At 56.1% G+C, this 19924-nt stretch carries 14 protein-coding genes; 8 read left to right on the top strand and 6 right to left on the bottom strand.

Going from position 1 to position 19924, the window contains the following annotated elements; all coding sequences use genetic code 11:
• Positions 1-95: 95 nt before the first annotated feature.
• Positions 96-854 carry a tributyrin esterase gene (locus Pla100_RS08520; RefSeq protein WP_146577201.1) on the bottom strand — a complete coding sequence of 253 codons (759 nt, stop codon included), beginning with the start codon at positions 852-854 and terminating at the stop codon, positions 96-98.
• A complete protein-coding gene (locus Pla100_RS08515; RefSeq protein ID WP_231602846.1) occupies positions 851-1849 on the bottom strand; it encodes a purine-nucleoside phosphorylase in 999 nt (332 codons plus the stop codon). The genes Pla100_RS08520 and Pla100_RS08515 overlap by 4 nt, the downstream gene beginning before the upstream one ends.
• A 217-nt stretch (positions 1850-2066) precedes the next feature.
• Between Pla100_RS08515 and fusA the strand changes: the two genes are divergently transcribed.
• Positions 2067-4154 (top strand): elongation factor G, encoded by a 2088-nt coding sequence (gene fusA, locus Pla100_RS08510; protein WP_146577200.1) that lies wholly within the window; start codon positions 2067-2069, stop codon positions 4152-4154.
• A 544-nt stretch (positions 4155-4698) separates the two neighbouring features.
• On the opposite strand, the gene Pla100_RS08505 is transcribed toward fusA, so the two are convergent.
• On the bottom strand, positions 4699-8148 hold the full coding sequence (locus Pla100_RS08505) for a PVC-type heme-binding CxxCH protein (protein WP_146577199.1): 3450 nt from the start codon (positions 8146-8148) through the stop codon (positions 4699-4701).
• A 220-nt stretch (positions 8149-8368) separates the two neighbouring features.
• Here Pla100_RS08505 and Pla100_RS30440 point away from each other — a divergent pair, with 220 nt between their 5' ends.
• The gene (locus Pla100_RS30440; protein ID WP_197167774.1) at positions 8369-8749 is read left to right on the top strand and encodes a hypothetical protein; all 381 of its coding nucleotides are present in this window, start codon (positions 8369-8371) and stop codon (positions 8747-8749) included.
• A gap of 38 nt (positions 8750-8787) precedes the next feature.
• On the top strand, positions 8788-10104 hold the full coding sequence (locus Pla100_RS08495) for a tetratricopeptide repeat protein (protein WP_146577198.1): 1317 nt from the start codon (positions 8788-8790) through the stop codon (positions 10102-10104).
• Between the two features lie 8 nt (positions 10105-10112).
• On the opposite strand, the gene Pla100_RS08490 is transcribed toward Pla100_RS08495, so the two are convergent.
• Genes Pla100_RS08490 through Pla100_RS08480 form a run of 3 tightly spaced genes read right to left on the bottom strand, consistent with a single transcriptional unit; the run spans position 10113 to position 13504 of the window.
• Positions 10113-11762: a response regulator gene (locus Pla100_RS08490; RefSeq protein WP_231602845.1), complete on the bottom strand. Its 1650-nt coding sequence runs from the start codon at positions 11760-11762 to the stop codon at positions 10113-10115.
• The gene (locus Pla100_RS08485; protein WP_146577197.1) at positions 11759-13279 is read right to left on the bottom strand and encodes an ATPase domain-containing protein; all 1521 of its coding nucleotides are present in this window, start codon (positions 13277-13279) and stop codon (positions 11759-11761) included. Before Pla100_RS08485 ends, Pla100_RS08490 begins: the two co-directional genes overlap by 4 nt.
• 9 nt (positions 13280-13288) lie before the next feature.
• Positions 13289-13504 carry a hypothetical protein gene (locus tag Pla100_RS08480; protein WP_146577196.1) on the bottom strand — a complete coding sequence of 72 codons (216 nt, stop codon included), beginning with the start codon at positions 13502-13504 and terminating at the stop codon, positions 13289-13291.
• 168 nt (positions 13505-13672) lie between these two features.
• Between Pla100_RS08480 and Pla100_RS08475 the strand changes: the two genes are divergently transcribed.
• From Pla100_RS08475 to Pla100_RS08455, 5 genes are all read left to right on the top strand, one after another.
• Complete coding sequence (locus Pla100_RS08475; RefSeq protein WP_231602844.1) at positions 13673-14086, top strand: cupin domain-containing protein; 414 nt, start codon at positions 13673-13675, stop codon at positions 14084-14086.
• Positions 14087-14165: 79 nt separating this feature from the next.
• Positions 14166-16160, top strand: a complete 1995-nt coding sequence (locus tag Pla100_RS08470) for an AI-2E family transporter (protein WP_146577195.1) — start codon at positions 14166-14168, stop codon at positions 16158-16160.
• Complete coding sequence (locus tag Pla100_RS08465; protein ID WP_146577194.1) at positions 16157-17185, top strand: putative zinc-binding metallopeptidase; 1029 nt, start codon at positions 16157-16159, stop codon at positions 17183-17185. The genes Pla100_RS08470 and Pla100_RS08465 overlap by 4 nt, the downstream gene beginning before the upstream one ends.
• Positions 17186-17194: 9 nt before the next feature.
• Entirely contained in the window at positions 17195-18037 is an 843-nt protein-coding gene (locus Pla100_RS08460) for a transglutaminase-like domain-containing protein (RefSeq protein ID WP_146577193.1), read from the top strand.
• Between the two features lie 54 nt (positions 18038-18091).
• Positions 18092-19924, top strand: coding sequence for an alpha-amylase family glycosyl hydrolase (locus tag Pla100_RS08455; RefSeq protein ID WP_231602843.1), 1833 nt, complete (start codon positions 18092-18094; stop codon positions 19922-19924).

Genomic DNA, 19924 nt, shown 5'->3' with positions numbered 1-19924 from the left:
GAGTTGTGATTTAACCAGATTGATTTCGCAGATAGCGAAACGACGAGAGAATTTCGATCCAGCCATTGGGTCACCGAAAGTCTTGGCGACTTTCGTTACCGCCAATTGGGGCGGACTTCACCCGCGCCGGCTTCCTCGGCTTGCCAGCGGGCGGCGGGAATGATTCGGCGGAAATCCGACGGCTTGCCACGGATCGATGCGTTCATCAACAGCAATCCCAAACGAACTTCCTCGCGTTTTCGAAGCGGGGCTTGGATGACGCCCGGGGCCAACGATTCGGCTTTGCCGCGCAAGAACACCGTCACGTTATTGAGTCCGTCACCTAAGTTCATGCCCGCATCCCCGCCGACGACGATCGTGCCTCCGAGCGCGCCCGCACCGGTATCTTCACCGACGTCACCGCGCACGAAGATGCTGCCGCCGCGCATCGCCGCGCCCACCCGCGGACCGGCTGAGCCGTAGACCGCCAAGGTCCCGCCGGTCATCGCCGCCCCCAGGCCACACTTGGCATTTCCCGTAATTCGCACCCTTCCGCCCGTCATGCCTTCGCAGGCACCGTCGCCGACGCTGCCTTCGAGATGCACGTCGGCCGCATCGCACCAGGCAAAGGCAAAGTCGCCCAAGTGTCCTTTGCCGTGAATGCGAACCGCCTGCGTGATCCTCATGCACATCGCGGCTTGATGGTTTAGCCCCGCTAATTCGACCAGCGGCGGCGGACATTCTTCGCCCGACGCCGAATCGTTCAGGCGAACAGCTTCGGGAGCCGGCAAACCCGAGATCGCCGAGCGGATTTGCTCGTTGGTCATCTGGCTGACATCGAGCGTCAAATCGGGAGTTTGGATTTCGGTCGTCATGTTGTCGTCTCGCTGGGGCATCCGGCTGGGGCGAAGGTCGATATATTGTCGCGGGCGATGGCCCGAACGATTTGTTCCAAACGGTCTCCGGCCGCGGAGGAAACCGCAAGGACGTCCTCGTGACTGGCCGTTTGGGCAGCATCGGGCACCGCCATGTTTGTGACAATACCGATCGCCAACGTCGGCAATCCGGCCGAACTAGCCAGAACGACTTCGGGGACGGTGCTCATTCCGATCAGGTCAAATCCCCACGAACGCATCATCCGGCACTCAGCGCGGGTTTCGTAGTTCGGACCGGTGACGGCGAGATAACTGCCCCGGTGCAAACGAAAATCGGCCTTCCACGCCGTTTGTTCGGCCAAAACAGCGAGCGATTCGTCACACGTCGGACGACCGGATCGGTGAAGCGAATGAGGCTCGCCGAGCGGCACGCCACCCAGCCCAATCTTGCCGTGCAGAAGGCTGAGATGCTCGTCGATGATCACCAAATCGCCGGTTTCGTATCGCGGATTCAGGCCACCGGCGGCACAACTGACCACAACGGCACGGGGCCGCATCGCGGCCATGATCGCCATCGGTCGGGTCAACGCCTCAATCGAATGACCTTCGTAGGCGTGCAGCCGCCCCGCCATCGCGATGATCGGCATGTTCTCCAAACGGCCCAGTAAAAACTCGCCCCGATGTCCTGACGCGGTCGATCGAGCTAGGCCGGGGATCTGGTGATAGCCGACCGCGATCGGGTCGATGATCGCGTCCGCCAAACCACCCAGTCCACTGCCTAGGACGACCGCGAGGGGAGCCTGTTCGAGATTCGCGAACCAATCCCGCGCCATACGGACCAAAGCACGCAGCGGCGAAGGGATCTCATCGTCCGAAAGCAAACGCTCCCGGCTGAACTCGGCATCAGCTTGTTCCGTCTGAATCAAATGAAGATCCCGTGTGTGAGAGGGGCCGTTGGCCAGATTCGGCACCAGTTTGGCACCTGTTTGGTTCAAAAAATGCCCCCAAGTCGTGTGAATCGTCGTTTTGGGCTTCCCGATTGGGCGGTCCTTTGCGATATTTTCCGCTTCGCGCACGCGAAATCTTACCCCATCCACACCCTTACGATCGAGGCATTTCGCCTCCGAACCTGCCGGTTTTTTGAGATGCACACGTTTGTCGCATCCCGGCGATTCATTGGTCGAGCGTGTACGTCAGCCTAGGTAAAGAAGAATGAAACTGGAGAAAGTCCGAAACATCGGTATCAGCGCCCACATCGACTCGGGGAAGACCACGCTGAGCGAACGAATCCTGTTTTATAGCGGTCGAATTCACAAAATCGAAGACGTTCGCGGTGGCGGGGACGGAGCGACGATGGACCACATGGAACTCGAAAAAGAACGTGGGATCACGATCACCAGCGCCGCCACGAGCGTCCAGCACAAGGGTTTCCACATCAACTTGATCGACACACCCGGCCACGTGGACTTCACCGTCGAAGTCGAACGTTCGTTGCGGGTTCTCGACGGAGCCGTGCTCGTATTGTGCAGCGTCGGTGGCGTGCAGAGCCAATCGATCACCGTCGACCGCCAAATGAAACGCTACCAGATTCCTCGTTTGGCGTTCATCAATAAGATGGACCGAACGGGTGCCAATCCCCGTCGCGTCGTCGAGCAGCTTCGCAATAAACTCGGGGCGGACGCCTTCATGGCCCAAATCCCAATCGGTGCGGAAGAAAACTTCCGTGGCGTCGTCGACCTGATCGAAATGGAGGCCTACACATTCGAGGGCGACCAAGGCGAGAAGGTCGTCACCAGTGCGATTCCCGCCGACTTGCAAGACGAAGCTGAAGAAGCACGCGTGGCCATGTTGGACTCGCTATCGAACTACAGCGACGAAGTCATGGAACTGTTGCTCAGCGAAGAGGAAGTGCCCAAGGCCATGATTTACAAGGTCATGCGTCAAGCCGTTCTCAACGGTGCAACTCCGGTCTACATGGGCAGTGCATTCAAGAACAAAGGCGTTCAACCTTTGCTCGACGCGGTCACGCAGTATCTGCCCAGTCCGCTCGATCGTGAGATCCATGGTCGCGACCCGGCCGACGAAGCCAACAAGATGCCACTCTACCCCGATGCCGATAAGCCGTTCGTGGGCATGGCGTTCAAGATCGTCGAAGACCCGTTCGGTCAGTTGACTTTCATGCGAGTCTATCAAGGCAGCATCAAGAAGGGTGAAGCCTACACCAACCAACGAACCGGAAAGAAGGAACGCTTCAGCCGCATTGTGCGGATGCACAGCGAAAAGCGCGAAGAAATCGACGAAGCATCGGCCGGTGACATTGTCGCCGTGATGGGCATCGATTGTGCCTCCGGGGATACTTATGGCAACGAACGCGATTACTGCACGCTCGAATCGATGTTCGTGCCTGAGCCGGTGATCAAGATTGCGGTCAATCCGATGAACCGTGGCGACGGCGATAAGATGAGCAAAGCGTTGCAACGTTTCCGCAAGGAAGACCCGACGTTCCGCGTCGAAACCGACGAAGAAACCAACGAGATTTTGATCTCGGGAATGGGTGAGTTGCACTTGGATATTTATATCGAACGAATTCGTCGTGAATACGGCGTCGAGATCGAAGTCGGTGCACCGAAGGTTTCTTATCGAGAAAGCCCGACCCGCGAAGTCGAGTTCAACTACAAGCACAAGAAGCAAACCGGTGGTTCGGGCCAGTACGCTCACATCGTCGGCAAGTTGATCCCGATCGCCTCGGATAGCGAAGATAGCTTTGAGTTCGAAGAGAAGGTCGTCGGCGGCCGGATTCCCAAGCAGTACATTCCAGCCGTGGAAAAAGGCTTCCGTGACATCTTGGGCAAAGGCCCCGTCGCGGAATACCCCGTGGTGGGAACCCGGATCGAATTGCTCGACGGCAGCTACCACGACGTCGACTCGAGCGAAAAGGCGTTCTACACCGCCGCCCAAGGTTGTTTCCGCGAGTACTTCAAGCAAGCCGCACCAAAGCTGCTCGAGCCGATCATGAACGTCGAAATTGAATGTCCCGAAAACTTCCAAGGTACCGTTACCGGTGACGTGATTCGTCGTCGTGGTCTGATGACCAGCAACGATACCAATGAAGGCATGACGATCATTCGGGCCGAAGTTCCATTGGCTGAAACCTTCGGTTATGCCACCGACCTTCGCTCGATGACTCAAGGTCAAGGAACGTTCACGATGGAACTTTGTGCTTATCGCCAAACTCCATCGAACATCCAAGAAGACATCATCGCGATGAAGAAGAAAGCTGAACTGGCCGGCGCTCGCTAGGTCGGTAAAGCTTAATTTTTAAGGTAGCGAAACTCGTTAAGAGTTTCGCAGGCAGGCGTAACGTTGTAGCTTGCAGTTGTGATCCCGCCGGGGCAAACCCGGCGGAGATCCCTTGAATCTTCATAGTTTTGGGGCCAACGGCCCGTCCGTTTGCCTAGTGCTTTGTCCAACTTTAATTTTAGGATTAGCCGTTTTGGCGCTAGCGGGCTGTTGATTTAATCGTTTAACGGCAAGCCGCAGGCGACAGAGCTTGAGAACGCAGACGCCTGCGGCTTGCCGTTAAACGAAAACGCCCAATCGTGCACTAAATCAACAGCCCGCTAGCCACGGTTCCGTCGCAAAAAACCGGGGCTAGCGGGCTGTTGATTTAGTTTGCATCGTAACCCGAAGCGTGAGCGAGGGATACCTACAAAGGATTTAATGGCGCTCAATCCCTCGCTAACGCTTCGGGTTACGATTAAATCAACACCCGCTAGCGCCCAAACGGCTAATGTTGCCAACCCTAATGTTGAATCTAGACAAAGCACTAGCCCAATCCATGCACCTATTCCACCTCGGTGGTCGCTCTCGGGTCGACTTGAAGACTCGCGAGATACGCGACGAGGTCGCGGAGTTGGCGTGGAGTCATCTGATCGACGAGTCCTGCAGGCATCGATGATTTGCCTTTCTTGCGGGCGATGATCAGCTCTTTGTCGATCGACGACCGTGTGCCGTCGGCGGCGATCAGGTCGACGAACTCTTCGTTCTCGCTGGCGACGATTCCCGTGTAGACTTGGCCGTCTTCGTCGGCGATCACGGCGGTTTCGAACCCTTCGGCGATCTTCGCGTCGGGCAAACAGATTGCTTCGAGCAACGTGCGGCGATCGCGGGTCTTGCCGATCACGGTCAAGTTCGGGCCCACTTCGCCGCCGGCTCGGTCGACTTTATGGCATCGAACGCAGGATAGCTCGGTTTTCTCGAAAAAGACCTTCTTTCCTGCCTCTGCGTCTCCGCCGTGCAAGGAGTCGTACCATTTCGCAAGCGGCTCGCTGGTTTGCTTTTTCGCTTGATAGTCGAGCAGATCGTCGATGGTTGATTGCGGCAATCGTTTCCGAACCGCTTCGGCAACGTTCAAACGCACATCCGTCGGCAGTGTATCGGATAGATAGTCCTTGAAACCGGCTGAGATCGTTTCCACCGCGAGCGGCGAACTATTCTCAGCGAGCAAGTCCCAAGCAAGACCACGAACGGATTGGCTTTCGCTCTTGGTGGCATCGACGATACGCTCGACCGATTGCTTCGCGTCGAGACGCCCCAAAACATCCAGGCTGGCCAAAATGACTTTAACCGGTTGCTGTCCATCAACTTTTTTCGCCAGTGCGATGGCTTCGGCGGGGCTCAATCGACCGATTGCGGTCAACGCGGAAGCTCGCGCTTCGGGACGCGCGTTAGCCTTTTCGAAACGGGCGATCAGGTTCGGCGTGATCTTGGAGATTCCCAGTTTGGAAGCAACGTCGATGACTTTCTCGCGGACTTCGTCGCCCGCGAGCATGAGTTCGTCGATGCGAGCGGAAAGGGCGGCTTTGGCAACCGGTTCGGTCGTGCCCTGCGCCGGTGCGGGCCGCGGAGGGAGCGGTCGAAACTCGTTCGTCACGCGACATCTTGGATCGGGATCCGCCCAATGACCGAGCAGATCGATGGCCTCGATCCGAGCCCATTTCGGCGATAAGTCCGACGCCGCAAACCCGGCAACGGACGCTGCTGCGGAGGGAGTGCCGATCCGGTAGGCCGCCGAGAGTACCCGTCGCAGCAGCGGATCGGAGTCGAGCGGAAGATCCTTGGAACTGAGTAGTTCAACCAAGCTATCCTCGGCCGCCGGAATCGGTTCGTCGTGAATCGCCATGGCGGCTTCGGTAGCAACCAACGCAGATGAATCGGAGAGGTACTCGGCGATCTGTTCGCTGTGCTTGCCTCGAAGGGCGGCAACGGCGGCGCGGCGCACGTCGACACTTTCATGAGTTCGCAGGTCGACCAAATCGGATTCACGAACCGACTCGGTCATGAATCGGATCGCCGCATGTCGCAAAGCGGGGTCTGCGTTGGCATTGCGGGCGGTCATCGCGACGACCGACACGAACGCTTGGGAGGTCACCGAGTCCGATGCCGACGTGTCGGCTTGGATCAGTTCCGACAAAGCCATGGTGGCAAAGTAAGCAACGCGAGCGTTTTCGTCGTTGACCTTTTGAATCAGCTTGACGACCGAATCGCCATCTTTCTGATCACCGAGCAGCGAGCAGGCGGCCGCGCGAATCCACTCACTCGGGTCGTCGAGCAGCTCACGAGCGGCTGCCACGACGGCTGGTCGTAACGTGGGCTGAAGTCTTGCCGCGTGTTCGGCACCCCAGAAACCGTGCAACCGAAATCGCGGTTTAATCTCTAAATTCTTCATCACGCCGACCAACGCGTCGGCTTCGCCTCGGATCGCCAGTTCCCACTGCGACATCAAACGGACTCGCCGATCCGCGTGCCGTAAGTGTTCAGTCAGCGCAGCGACCTCGATTTGCGAAACGTCCGAAGCGAGCAATCGTTTGACTTCTTCGACGATCGGTTCTTGTTGAGCTGCGGGATCGGTGATCCGGTAGATTCTCGCTTTGCCCAATCCGTCCCAGCCGTTGACCCAATCGCTGACGAACAATTCCCCTCCGGGCCCGAACGCAATATCGGTGGCGAGCACACTCCAGATCGGTTGGGCGTCCGCGGCGAGCTGATAAAACGCGCCGTCATTTTGTAGCTGGAACGAACGGATGCCACTGTTGCTCGGGCCGCCACGAAAATCACAGATCAGAAATCGATCGTTGAGTTCATCGCCGAATCCGGTGCCGGGATAGTAGGCCAATCCCGAAGGCCCGTCAGTAAAGTTCGCGACCGGAGGAATCAAATGAGCGGGCCGTTCGTTGTGGTGCGGTTCCCAGATCTTTTGTCGATTGAAGGGACCACGATCGGGCAGGTATTGATAGTGCATTCGCCAACCGCTGTCGCCGTGTTCGAGCAGATGGACGATGCGGGCCTTGTCTCCGCTGTCGGAATTGTTGTCGACGGTGAACCAATCGCCGTAGTCGTTGAAGTCGAGTTCCTGCGGGTTGCGAAGTCCGTGGGCGAAAACCTCCAAACCGGTGCCATCGAGTTCGCATCGAAACACGGCTCCTTCGGCGGGATTGGCCAGCGTTTCGCCTTCTTTGTTGATAACGTAAAAGCCTCGATCGCCGATCGAAAAATACAAACGCCCGTCGTACCCGACCGTCACGCCGTGTAAGTCGTGACCGCGGAAGGCGACGCGCACCCCATAGCCATCCGAGAGAATCGTTCGCTCATCCGCAACTCCGTCCCCGTCGGGATCGGTGAACTGCCACAATTTAGGAATGCAGGTGTAATAGACCTTACCTCGGTGGGCGAGCACGCCGGCGCCCGTGCCTTCTTCGAGCGAGTTGAATCCATCGGCGAACACCGTGCTTTCGTCGGCCGAACCGTCGCCGTCGGTGTCCACGATCCGACGGATTCGGTCTTCCTGTTGAGCAAAGGCGTTCGCGCCGTCGCCGAGCAAACGCTTGTGATAGTCGATGCGATCTTGGACCGTTTCGGCCGCTAAATCAGCGAGCAACCATTTCTCGTCGTGAGCCCGATTGTCGGTAACGCCGCGGTTTTGACGGAAGGTTTCGCAAACATAAAGGCGACCTTGGTGATCGACGTCGAAGGCGACTACGTTGGCGACGTCCGGTTCGGCGGCGAACAAATCGATCGACCAATTCGGGGGTAGTCGGATGGCCGACATGGACTCCATCGGCTCGTCGGACGATTCCGAAATCTGAGGAGTCGCGGCGGTACGCTTGACGCTGGCAACGTCGGCAGCGACGGATAGACTTGGCGAAACGCCTCCGACGATGTTCACTCCCAACAGGTAAACGGCGAGCAAGACGCGAGGCGAGCGGGTTCGACTGAAAACGAATGAAAGCGGCATCTTGAAACCAATGGAAGATTCGAACGGAAGAGCACCCGGCGGCCCCGCAAACAAGGAACATCGCGTAGAATGTTGATCTGCCCCAGACCACTAGGATAGCTGGGCAAGTTTCGAATGAACAAGATTCAACCTCACGAAATCGGCGATTCCGCTCCACGTTTTGTGGCACTGACGTTTGATATGTTGTTCAACCTAGCTTACCCAACGAAGAACACTCATCGTGACCGAACCTGCTGACACGCCCCGAGACGATACGGTTCGCAAAGGCAGTCCGTTCGCGCAATCGATGCCGGCAGGCGAAACGCTCGGCAATGCAGTTCAAGCTGACGCGACGATCGCTTTTCGAGCCGTCGAAATACGAGCCAACGACGTCTTGGATCCCGAATGGGGAGTCCTTCGTTCGGCCATTTGGGCGTCGGCGTGGGTGGCTATTTTCTCGCTCGCTTGCTATCAATACTTCCCCGGCGGCGGAGTCCTCGTCACGGCGCTCGGGTGCGCCCTGGCAATCGTCGGACTGTTCTCGTCGCGACCGATCCCGGCATCGGTTTTGCTAATCGCTCACGCGGGACTGTTCTTTGCTTGCTATCAACGCCTTTTCTGAAAGTCCGAATCCATTCATAGCCGAAAGAGTTGGACGTGATGAACGAATCGGGTTCGGAAGACGACATGGACCTCCATTTCGATGACGCGTCTGACGGCGAAACCGTCGATGTCTTGACCCTGCATGATGCGATCTCGGAGTACCGCAATGCGAGGCAGACTCCGGACGAAGAGACCTTGGCCGGTCGCCGGATCACCCTGGTCGGCCGTCTGGGCGGAATGAGCCGTCGGGAAGCCGGGAACTTACTGCGTTCGTACGGCGCAGTGATCGTTGAGTCGGAAACCGCTCCGGTGGATTGGATCGTGATTGGTGCCGAGGAATCCCCATTGGCCGAGGCCGAATTGATCGAAGAGGCCAGTCGGCGTCGGCTACAAATCGGCCAAACGCAAATTCTGCACGAAACGGATTTGTGGCAACGATTGGGGTTGGTTGACGCCGAGAACTCCGTTCGCAAACTTCATACACCGGCGATGCTGGCGCACTTGCTCGGTGTTTCCGTTCGCGTGATCAGGCGGTGGCACCGGCGAGGACTGATTCAACCGGTTCGCACCTTGCATCGTTTGCCCTATTTCGATTTTCAAGAAGTCGCAACGGCCCGGCGCTTGGCCCAATGGGTAGCGTCGGGGGCGAGTCCTGAGGCGATCGAGCGACGATTGATCCAACTGATTGAGATTGTCCCCGAGCTCCGTCGTCCGCTCGATCAACTTTCGATCTTGGTCGAAGGCAAACACGTGCTATTGCGTCAGGGCGAAGGCTTGATCGAACCGGGCGGACAACTGCGTTTTGATTTCGACCGCCTTGAGTCGGCGTCATCGAGCGAGCCGACTCGGTCCAGTGACGATCCGATATCGATCCGTTTCCCCGATCCTTTCGCATTTCCGCCGAGCGAAGCGGCGGACGAGACCGAAGATGACTTATTGATGTCCGCCTACGCGGCTGAAGACGATGGCGATTTGGCTTACGCGATCGATTGTTATCACGCTTTGCTAGCGCGTGACGGAGCCCGCGCTGAATGGCACTTTCAGATCGGCGAATTGCTGTATCGCATGGGCGAAACGTTGGCCGCCCGTGAACGATATTATGCAGCCATCGAGGTTGACCCCGATTACGTGGAAGCTCGCTCGAGTCTCGCGGGGGTATTGAGCGAAACCGGTCAGCTCGAATTAGCGGTCGCGGCCTATCGAGGCGCGCTCGCATTGCATGACGATTACCCGGATGTTCATTACAGCCTTGGCAGATTGCTCGATCAGCTCGACCGTCAACCGGAGGCCGACGAGCATTGGAAACGCTTTCTGCAGCTCGCCCCCGGCAGTCCTTGGGCCGACGAAGCCCGTCAGCGTTTGGGGCTGGAGTAGTCGCCTTCTTACGTCGACGATTCCAACAACAAATCGGATACTTTGCGGAGCATCGCGGACTTGTCGATCGGCTTGGACAGATAGTCGTTGCAACCTGCCCGGAGACACTTTGTCATATCGCCTTGCATGGCGTCTGCGGTCAGTGCGATGATCGGACCGGCAAACCCCATCCGCCGGAGTTCTCGGGCGGCTTGGTATCCGTCCATGCGTGGCATCTGCATGTCCAAGAGAATCAGTCGCGGTTCACGTCGCTCGACCATGGCTTGCCGCACCCAGTCGACGGCGGCTCGCCCGTCTTCGGCTTCTTCCACCGTCGCGCCCGCCGACGATAAAAAGCGTTTGGATAGAAAGCGAATATCTCGTCGATCGTCAACGACCAAAAACCGACCTTCGATTCGAACTTCGTCATCAAGGCTATTGGCGTTGGGCAAACCATTGGATGGTTGCGACTGGTTCGCGGAACTGGGTACCACCTCGGTTGTCGCGATCGAGAAAGTGAACTGACTGAATTGCCCTTCGACGCTTTCGACTTCGATGTCGCCACCGAGCATATTCGCCAAACGACGACTGATCGCCAGCCCCAATCCGGTTCCCCCGTATTGGCGATTGACTCTTTCATCGCCTTGAGAAAAGGGCTTGAACAAGCGACGTTGTTGTTCGCGGCTCATTCCGATGCCGGTGTCGCGAATGCGAAAGCGCAGTGTTCCCGTAGCGTTGTCGTTGCGAACTCGGCCCGCAGACGACGATTCGGTCTGGTAGTCAACCGTCACCGATACGCTGCCTTGTGGAGTGAACTTAATGCCGTTGCCGATCAAATTGACGAGAATTTGTTTGAGTCGTTTGGGATCACTCTTGATCGACTTGGGGATCGGCGTTTGGTAGTCCAGTATGAGATCGATGCCTCGCTCGGACGCTCGGACGGACAAGATACTGCTGACGTCGTCGAGCAAGGCAACCAGCGAGAACGGTTCGCTCGAGATGGCAAGCTTGCCCGCTTCGATCTTTGATAAATCCAAAATGTCATTAATAATCGCGAGCAAAAAATCACCGTTGCGACGGATCGTTTTGAGGTAACCGATGGCTTCTTCGTTTTCGATTAAACCCTCCATCAGATCCGCATATCCGAGGATCGCGGTCATCGGCGTTCGGATCTCATGTGACATGTTGGCCAAGAACGCACTCTTGGATCGGTTCGCTTCTTCGGCGCGTCGTAACAATTCGCGAACCGCATACTGTCGTTCACGATCTCGCATCTTCGATCGCAATGTGCTGACGAACAGGGCGATCCGCAGCGGACGTTCTAGCAGCGTGACATGACCGAGTGACAGCCAGTCCGCGATTTGTTCCGACGAGCTTTCCCGGCTGTTGAGCAGAATAACGATGGGAACATCCGACCATGACGGTTGCGACCTCATCGCCATCCGAAGATACTCGAGTGATTCACCGGTCAAGAACTCCTGAGCGATCAAGACGACGCCGGCTCCCTGTCGAATTCGCGCGACGAGGCTGTGCATGGACGAGACAAACTCGGCGGCAACATTCTCTTCATGCAGAATTTTACGACAAACTTCAGCGTCATGAGGCGTAGGCGCGAGGATCGTCACACGATGGCTGTCGGGATCGTTGCAATCGTCCAAGATGGTGGTGGCTGAACTCACCGACCGTCTCCTCGGCGATCGATCAAGTTTTCACCGTCGCCGGTGTACTTCGGCGTGCCGGTCAACACGCCATGGAAATCTCGCAGCGGGTTGCCGATCTCGATTCCGCGATCGCTAAGATTGAATTCACGGATTGTTCGTTCGTGAGCACCGCTGCGTTTCTTTACCATGGAAATTGCTTGCCGGATCTCGCCGAACGTTTCAAAGTAACGAAACAACAAGACATTGTCGGCTAAGTAGCTCGCATCCACGGGTGTCCTTACCAATTGTCCCATCATTCCGTGCTGCGCCGCGATCAAGAAAGAGATGACACCTGATCGATTAAGGCTTTGCAAGATGTCGTTGAGCTGGATAACGAGATACTGTTCGTGAGGCATCGAATTGAGATAGCCGTTCAAACTGTCGATCGTGATGACCGAAACACGACGTCCTTGATCGTCGGGTTGGATGGATTCACGTACCTTCGCGCCGAATTCCGCCGGCGTCGTTTCTCCCGGAACAAACTGGCGGATCTCGATCAATCCGGATTCAAGATGTTTACGCATGGGAAAACCCAAACCATCGCCTCGGGTCAACATCGAGTGCTGGCTTTCTTCGAATTCAAAGAACACCGCGCGTTCTCCCCGATCGGCCGCGGCACAAGAGAATTGCATCGCGGTCGACGATTTTCCGACGCCGGCGGGACCCAGTAACAACGTGCTGGTTCCCGAAAGAATTCCCCCGCCGATTAGCTTGTCTAACTCTGCGTTCCCGCTGCTAACGGTTTCGCCGGTCGGTTGGGAGATCAGCGACTCAATCGTCTTGCGCGGATAGACCTTCATTCCACCTTGCTGGAGCACGAGATCATGGCGACCACCTAAAAAATCTCGGCCGCGGTGTTTGATGATTCGCAAGTGACGTCGCTCTGTTCCGTAGTGATTCAGTTCTTGTTCGAGTCGAATGACACCATGAGCGATACTTTGCAGATGTTGATCGTTATCGTCGTGCAGGTCGTCACCGGATTTGTCATCAAGCAATAGCGTCGTGCAACCACGACCGACAAAGAACTGTTTCAACGCAAGCACCTGCCGCCGATATCGGAGCGGCCCTTGGGCCAGCAACCTCATCTCGGACAAGGAGTCAAACACGACGCGACGTGGGCCGAGCGTTTCCACGCGTCGCAGAATTCGGTCAATGGTAGTGCCCAACTCCACCTCGGCCGGTTCAAACATGGTGTACTGCGCCTGTTTCTGATGCAGATCTTCTTGATCGACAAGTTCATGAATATCGATGCCGTCAAGCGACCAACCGTGCGAAGCAGCAATCTCTTGCAACTCATCTCGCGTTTCGGACAGCGTGACATACAAGCCACGCTCTCCAGCTTTGGCTCCGTCAAGCAGGAATTGCAAAGCCAAGGTTGTTTTCCCCGTGCCGGGATAGCCTTCGACGAGAGACAGACGATCCGCCGTAAAGCCACCGTTCATCACGTCATCGAGGGCAGGAATGCCGGTGCTAATTTGTCGAGTGATTCGAGGCATTACGGTTCCTTACTCCGTGATCGTCTCTCGCTGAATGCTTTCATCTATTTTCTCGGCCGTGTCTCCAATGACTCGCTTGGATTGTTCAACCATCTCGGAGGTGTCCTGCTCGACTTTCTCGGTATCGATGCGGATTCCAGGGTCACCATTGGGTGAACCGAATTGAATCCAACCTACCAGCCCGAGAATGAGGAGGATTACCAGAATCACGACAACAGCACGCATCGGTTCGCTTTCAGAGGGGATTGGCAGGGATCGCGATGCACGCCGATCGCCTCAATCCACCGCCCGAGTTTTAAAACGCATGGCAGGGGTAAGCAATCGACGTGCCGAAAACGCGATCGTGCATACAATCGGTGCGGCGTATCGCATTGCGGCACGACAATTGCCCAGTTGCAATGCCGCATCGCCCGGCTATGGACTTCCGCCGACGAAACAATCAAAACATCAGCAACGAAGGACGACACGATGGACATTCCTCAGATTACTTCCCAAAGCGGAGCCTCGAGGGGAGAGATGGGACAGGAGTACCTAGCCACCGGAAAGCAGGTCTCACTGCGGCGATGGGTCGAGAACGTCTGCGACTTTGAACCGATTCATGCCCGTGATTACGAAACCGTTGGTTATCTCGTTAGCGGAGTGTTGGAACTGGAGCTCGATGGGCAAACTGCCAAGCTCTCCAGTGGGGATTCCTGGTTGGTTCCCGAAGGTGCCGATCATCGATACCGCGTTCTCGAACCGGTGGTCGTTATCGAAGCAACCGCCCCGCCGGCGCGGTTCGGCAATCGAGATGGCGCAGTTGCTTAGAGCCAATCCTCGACTCGTCGATTCTCGGGGCTTCCTGGGATCTTTCCAGTGCTTTGTTTCCCCTCTTTTGTTCCCTTGAATGGCAAAACCTAGATCTGATTTGGCGACCATCGCGGGGGTTGCGCAGTGGTTTGCGGTTGTCCTGACGGTCATCTCGCTCTATCTCGCCCGCGATGTATTCATTCCGCTTGCACTTGGGCTACTGCTGTCATTTTTGCTCAGCCCGATCGTCGATCGTCTGCACCGCTTGGGGATTCCGAATGTCGCCGCGGTTGTGATGACAGCGACATTCGCATTCTTGCTTCTCGCTGGCGGCTTTACTCTGCTTGGTCGAGAACTGACCAGCCTGGTCGCCGACCTGCCGCAGCATAAAGGTGAATTGATCACTAAAGCGCGAAGTGTTGCGGGAATGACCAGCGGTGTCGGCGGATCGCTCGACGAACTCGCCGACGAGATGACGGAGGCGATGGAGAGTGTTGCTGAAAAGGAGATCACCAATCAGCCAAAGCCGACGTTCTTCGAACGGATCACCGATCAAGTCTTCCCGGCGGCTGATACCGACAAGGATCGTTCGCCCAATGACGGCACCTCTCTCCGTGGTCCGCTTTATGTTCAGGTGGTGAAAGACGATTTGCCACTCGCTTCCTGGGCGTCGTCGGCCGGTACGATCTTGGGCCCGTTCGCAACGGCGGGCTTGGTCAGCGTGTTCGCGTTGTTCATGTTGATTCATCGTGAAGACCTGCGGGACCGAATCATCGCGGTGGTCAGTCACGGTGACTACGTCACGACGACCGAAGCGCTCGATGAGGCGGCCGGCCGAATCAGCCGCTACCTGATGGCACAGACGATCGTGAACACGTCGTATGGCGCCGTGCTAACTATCGGTCTGATGTCCATTGGCGCCGCAATGACGCAAGCGGGAGGATTTCCCAATGCAATCTTGTGGGGCGTGCTCGCAACGTGTCTGCGATTCATTCCGTACCTCGGCCCCATTTCGGCAGCCGCGTTTCCGCTTACGATCGCTTTGTCCGTTTTTCCAGGTTACGGCGTTGCCTTGGCGGTGTTCGGTCTGATCATCACGATGGAACTACTCAGCAACAACGTACTTGAGCCGTGGCTTTATGGTGCCAGCACAGGGATCTCGGCCGTCGCCGTGATCCTCGCCGCCGTCTTCTGGGGATGGCTTTGGGGGCCGGTCGGGTTGCTCCTCTCAACACCACTGACGGTTTGCTTGGTGGTGTTGGGCCGCTATGTGCCACGCTTCAAAATTCTGTCGACCCTTTTTGCCGAGACCATTGAAGTCCGAACGGCGATGCGGTTTTATCAACGGCTTTTAGCCAACGACGAACATCGCGCCTGGGAGTTCCTTCGTGAGACCGCTGATCAATCCGATTTTGCGCAAACTTGCGACGAGGTTCTCATCCCCACGCTGAAACGCGTTCGAACCGATCACGACGCCGAGTACCTTACCGATGCCGACGCCAACCGACTGTTGGCAATGATCGGTGGTCAAAGTGCCAAGCTGCGTGAGCACCTCCTAAAAGACGTCGAACCGCAAATCACCGAGTCTGCGGCTGAAGTTATACAAGACGACCAAGAAGGCAACCAAGAAATCAACCAAGACGGTGCGGACATGTTGCCGTTGATCGTCGGCTGTTCTTCACATCACTTCAGTGAGATGTTGGTCTTAAACTTGCTACGTACGGGAGGAACCGGCGTCATCAATGAAGACGAGAATTATCGTCTTCAATCGGTTGACGATGAAACCCTTCCCGAAGAAATCGGTCAGCAGGTCCTTTCGGAGCCTCCGGCGATGGTCGTGATTGTGGTCTTACCCCCGGGCGGATTCGCTCAATCACGTTACTTATGCAAACGGCTACGCAGCATGGGCTATGCGGGGCCAATTGTTGTCTCGTGTTTGGGCAAGTTTAAGCACTTCGATCAGTTATTTGTCAAGTTTCGCAAGGTCGGCGCAACCAGCATGACGACCTCCTTCTCGCAAACCCAAGCCAAAATTCACTCGATTATGAAACAACAAAGAATTGCCCGTGAACATGTGCCGTTACGAATATGAAAACGGGTACCTGCCGATGCGGGAACCGCATCTTTTTCAATAACCACGAATGCCTTTCTTGCCATGCTCGATTGGGCCGCTGCACCGTGTGCGGTTCTCTCACGAGTCTGACGACCGATGAAGCCGACATAAGGTGTGATGCTTGTCATAGCGTCGTATATCCATGTTTGAATCAAATGCATGGCGTCTGTCATTCATTTAATCAATCGGCGGAGACCTTGTGTCGTTGGTGTGAATTCACCAACGTCATCCCGCCTCTGAGTCAACCCGATCGCGTGGTCCGCTGGGGTGCCTTGGAATCTGCCAAACGACGACTGCTGCTGCAATTGGAGGACCTGAGTTTGCCGCCGTTCATTGCGGATACCCGTCGAACCCATCGGCTGCGATTCGAATTTCTCGAGGATTCCGTCGATGCCGAAGGAAAGCCGCAAAAGGTCACGACCGGTCATGAAAACGGATTAATTACGATCAACCTGGCAGAAGCAGACAGCGTTCATCGCGAACGTTTGCGGGTCCAATTCGGCGAACCACAACGAACCTTGATCGGTCATATGCGACACGAGGTCGGGCACTACATCGATTGGGCCTGGGCCAGTCAAGTTGCGGTAGAGGAGTACCATCGATTGTTCGGCAATCCGGGCGAGGTCGATTACTCCCAAGCGATGAAGCAACACTACGAACGGGGTGCACCAGCGGATTGGCACGAGAATCATGTTAGCGCCTACGCCACGATGCACCCCTGGGAGGATTTCGCTGAAACTGTCAATGTGTACTTGGACATCATGGCGATCGCTACGACGGCGAACGACATCGGAGGCCAACATCTTGATTTGTCGCCGGTGAGCGATGCGGCCAAATTAGTGAAGTCGGTTCTAGACATCGTGATCCAGGTCAGCGAATACAACTTCGATCTCGGTTTGCTCCCGTTGCTGCCCGAACGACTTCCACCGTCGGTCGTTCAAAAACTTTCCTACGTTCACTCTTTACGCAGCCTTTCAATCGATGGGCAACTTCCAACCCAATGAGTCTTTCCCATGAACCAGATCCAAGTCGGCAGCCGTTTGCAATACTTCGTACAGTCACCCACCACGCTATTGCTCAATATCTCAGTGGCTCAAAACGACCATCAGTCCACCTCACATGAGTCGATCGAAATCGAACCTTTTCACAAAATTGAGGAGTGTGCGGTCGGTCCCCTTGGCAATCGTTTGGTGCGGATCAATGCACTACCAGGCGAGTTAACGATTCAGTATCAGGCGACGGTTCAGTTGCACGCAGACGAAGTCGACTCAGCAAACGTCATGGAGAGCGAGTACGAAGATCTTCCTGCAGATGCACTGGCCTACCTCAACCCGAGTCGGTACTGCGAATCGGATAAGTTGTTTCGATTCGCCGGTGAAGAGTTTGGCAGTTTATTGCCGGGTTATTCAAGAGTCACGGCGATCTGCAATTGGACGTTCGAGCATTTAACGTACACTCCCGGCAGTACCGGCCCGACGACGACGGCCTGCGACGTGTTGTTGCAGCGAACGGGCGTATGTCGAGACTACGCCCACGTTGCCATTAGTTTATGCCGCGCGATGGGTATACCGGCTCGATACGTTTCGGGATACGCGGTCAATCTGCAACCGCCTGATTTCCATGGATTCTTCGAAGCTTATCTGGGTGGACGTTGGTACTTGTTTGACGCCACACGTCTGGCTCCCGTCGGCGGTTTTGTTCGAATCGGAACCGGTCGTGATGCCGCCGATGTCGCCTTCGCAACCATCCGAGGCGACGCTCAGAGCACGAACCTAGAGGTCTGGGCCGATGAGCAACAGGCCGACGACCACCTGCTTGATCCCGACAACGTTCAAACCGCTGTCAGCTCCGTATGAGCCGTTTGGGATTTTTTTACTTTTTGATCAAAGCTAACCTCAAGGAACTTTCCCATGAACCATATCGTCACGCCCGCGCATCGGGAGGCATATTCGACGGACCAATTCGTTGAAGGAATGGGTGCAATTCCTCTCGACCGTGGCGTTGCTTTCCGCGTTTGGGCACCCCACGCGAACCATGTTGCAGTGGTCGGTGACTTCAACGGTTGGAACTCAGACGACCATTCGTTGCAGCGTGAGGACAACGGTTGCTGGTTTTCGATCGTCGAGAACGCCAGGCCGGGAGATCACTACAAGTACGAGGTTCGATATGGCGACAAGAAATTCCAGCGAATCGATCCCCGAGCACGGGAGGTCACCAACAGCGTCGGAAACGGAGTCGTTCATGATCCTAATTTTGAATGGCAAGGGGACCATTTCACAATGCCTCCGTGGAACGAACTGGTCATCTACGAAGCGCACATCGGTACGTTCTTCCGCTCCAACAAGGACTCGGTAGGCACCTTCGAAGACTTCACCAAGAAGTTCGAACACTTACAAAAGCTTGGCGTCAATGCACTTCAAATCATGCCGATCGCAGAGTTCGCAGGCGATTATTCCTGGGGGTATAACCCAGCTCATCCGTTCGCAATCGAATCAGCCTACGGTGGTCCGGTCGGTTTCAAACACTTTGTTCGAGAGGCTCATCAAGCCGGGTTCGCGATCATTCTCGACGTGGTCTACAACCATTTTGGGCCAAGCGACCTAGATTTATGGCAGTTCGACGGTTGGAGCGAGAACGATAAAGGCGGAATCTACTTCTACAACGACCATCGATCTAGCACTCCCTGGGGTGACACACGACCGGACTACGGGCGAGGCGAAGTGCGAGCCTACATCCGTGACAACGCGATGATGTGGTTGGAAGACTACCATGTCGATGGACTACGCTATGACATGACACTCTACATTCGAAGTATTGATGCCAGTGGAACGCAAGATATTCCCGAAGGATGGAGCCTGACACAGTGGATCAACGGCGAGATCCACGCGTTCAAACCTTCCGCCATCACAATCGCCGAAGACCTGCAGAACAACGCCTACCTTACGAAGTCGAATGACGAAGGCGGCGCTGGATTCGCTACGCAGTGGGATGCCCGATTCGTTCACCCCATCCGTGATGTCATTACACAAAGTGACGATCGACACCGCGACATGAATCAAGTCTGCAATGCGCTACGACATCGCTACAACGGCGATGCGTTTCAACGAATCGTCTACACCGAATCACATGACGAGGTTGCCAACGGAAAGTCACGAGTGCCCAGCGAGGTCGATGAATCCGAACCGGACAACTGGTATGCCCAAAAACGCGCGACGATCGGACTGGCGCTGACTTTGACCGCCCCAGGGATCCCGATGCTGTTTCAAGGCCAAGAGTTTTTGGAGGATGGTTGGTTCCAAGATGCCGAGTCGCTTGACTGGGATAAAAGCGATGAGCACGCGGGGATTGTGAAACTGACGTCGAGGTTGATCCGCTTGCGACTCAATCGTGACGGCAACACGCGAGGACTCACCGGACAACACATTGACATTCATCATGTCAATCAATCAAACAAGGTGATTGCTTTCATCCGTCGGCGCGACGGCGGTTTGGGCGATGAAACCGTCGTGGTGATTAATTTTGCGAATCAGCACTACGGGCAATACGAATTCGGTTTGCCGTCACCAGGAACATGGAGACGACGATTCAGTAGTGATCGCAAAATCTTCAGCGACGATTTCGGCGGGAATGCGAGCGGCGACATTGAGTCCATCGACCAAGCCTACGACGGGCATCCTTATCGCGGACGCGTCGAAATACCGCCGTACACCGCGCTGATCTATTCCCAAGATCCAAATGAATGA

The sequence above is a fragment of the Neorhodopirellula pilleata genome (assembly GCF_007859915.1).
GTDB classification, from domain to species: domain Bacteria; phylum Planctomycetota; class Planctomycetia; order Pirellulales; family Pirellulaceae; genus Rhodopirellula; species Rhodopirellula pilleata.
Note: the sequence above shows the minus strand (reverse complement) of the source record. Positions and strands in the feature narration are given on the sequence as shown.

Bases quoted from the DNA above. Each gene is read 5' to 3' on its own strand.
- Pla100_RS08460 (WP_146577193.1), top strand. From the start codon at position 17,195: ATGAACCAGATCCAAGTCGGCAGCCGTTTGCAATACTTCGTACAGTCA.
- Pla100_RS08505 (WP_146577199.1), bottom strand. From the start codon at position 8,148: ATGCCGCTTTCATTCGTTTTCAGTCGAACCCGCTCGCCTCGCGTCTTG.
- fusA (WP_146577200.1), top strand. From the start codon at position 2,067: ATGAAACTGGAGAAAGTCCGAAACATCGGTATCAGCGCCCACATCGAC.
- Pla100_RS08465 (WP_146577194.1), top strand. From the start codon at position 16,157: ATGAAAACGGGTACCTGCCGATGCGGGAACCGCATCTTTTTCAATAAC.
- Pla100_RS08480 (WP_146577196.1), bottom strand. From the start codon at position 13,504: ATGCGTGCTGTTGTCGTGATTCTGGTAATCCTCCTCATTCTCGGGCTG.
- Pla100_RS08455 (WP_231602843.1), top strand. From the start codon at position 18,092: ATGAACCATATCGTCACGCCCGCGCATCGGGAGGCATATTCGACGGAC.
- Pla100_RS08520 (WP_146577201.1), bottom strand. From the start codon at position 854: ATGACGACCGAAATCCAAACTCCCGATTTGACGCTCGATGTCAGCCAG.
- Pla100_RS08485 (WP_146577197.1), bottom strand. From the start codon at position 13,279: ATGCCTCGAATCACTCGACAAATTAGCACCGGCATTCCTGCCCTCGAT.
- Pla100_RS08495 (WP_146577198.1), top strand. From the start codon at position 8,788: ATGAACGAATCGGGTTCGGAAGACGACATGGACCTCCATTTCGATGAC.
- Pla100_RS08470 (WP_146577195.1), top strand. From the start codon at position 14,166: ATGGCAAAACCTAGATCTGATTTGGCGACCATCGCGGGGGTTGCGCAG.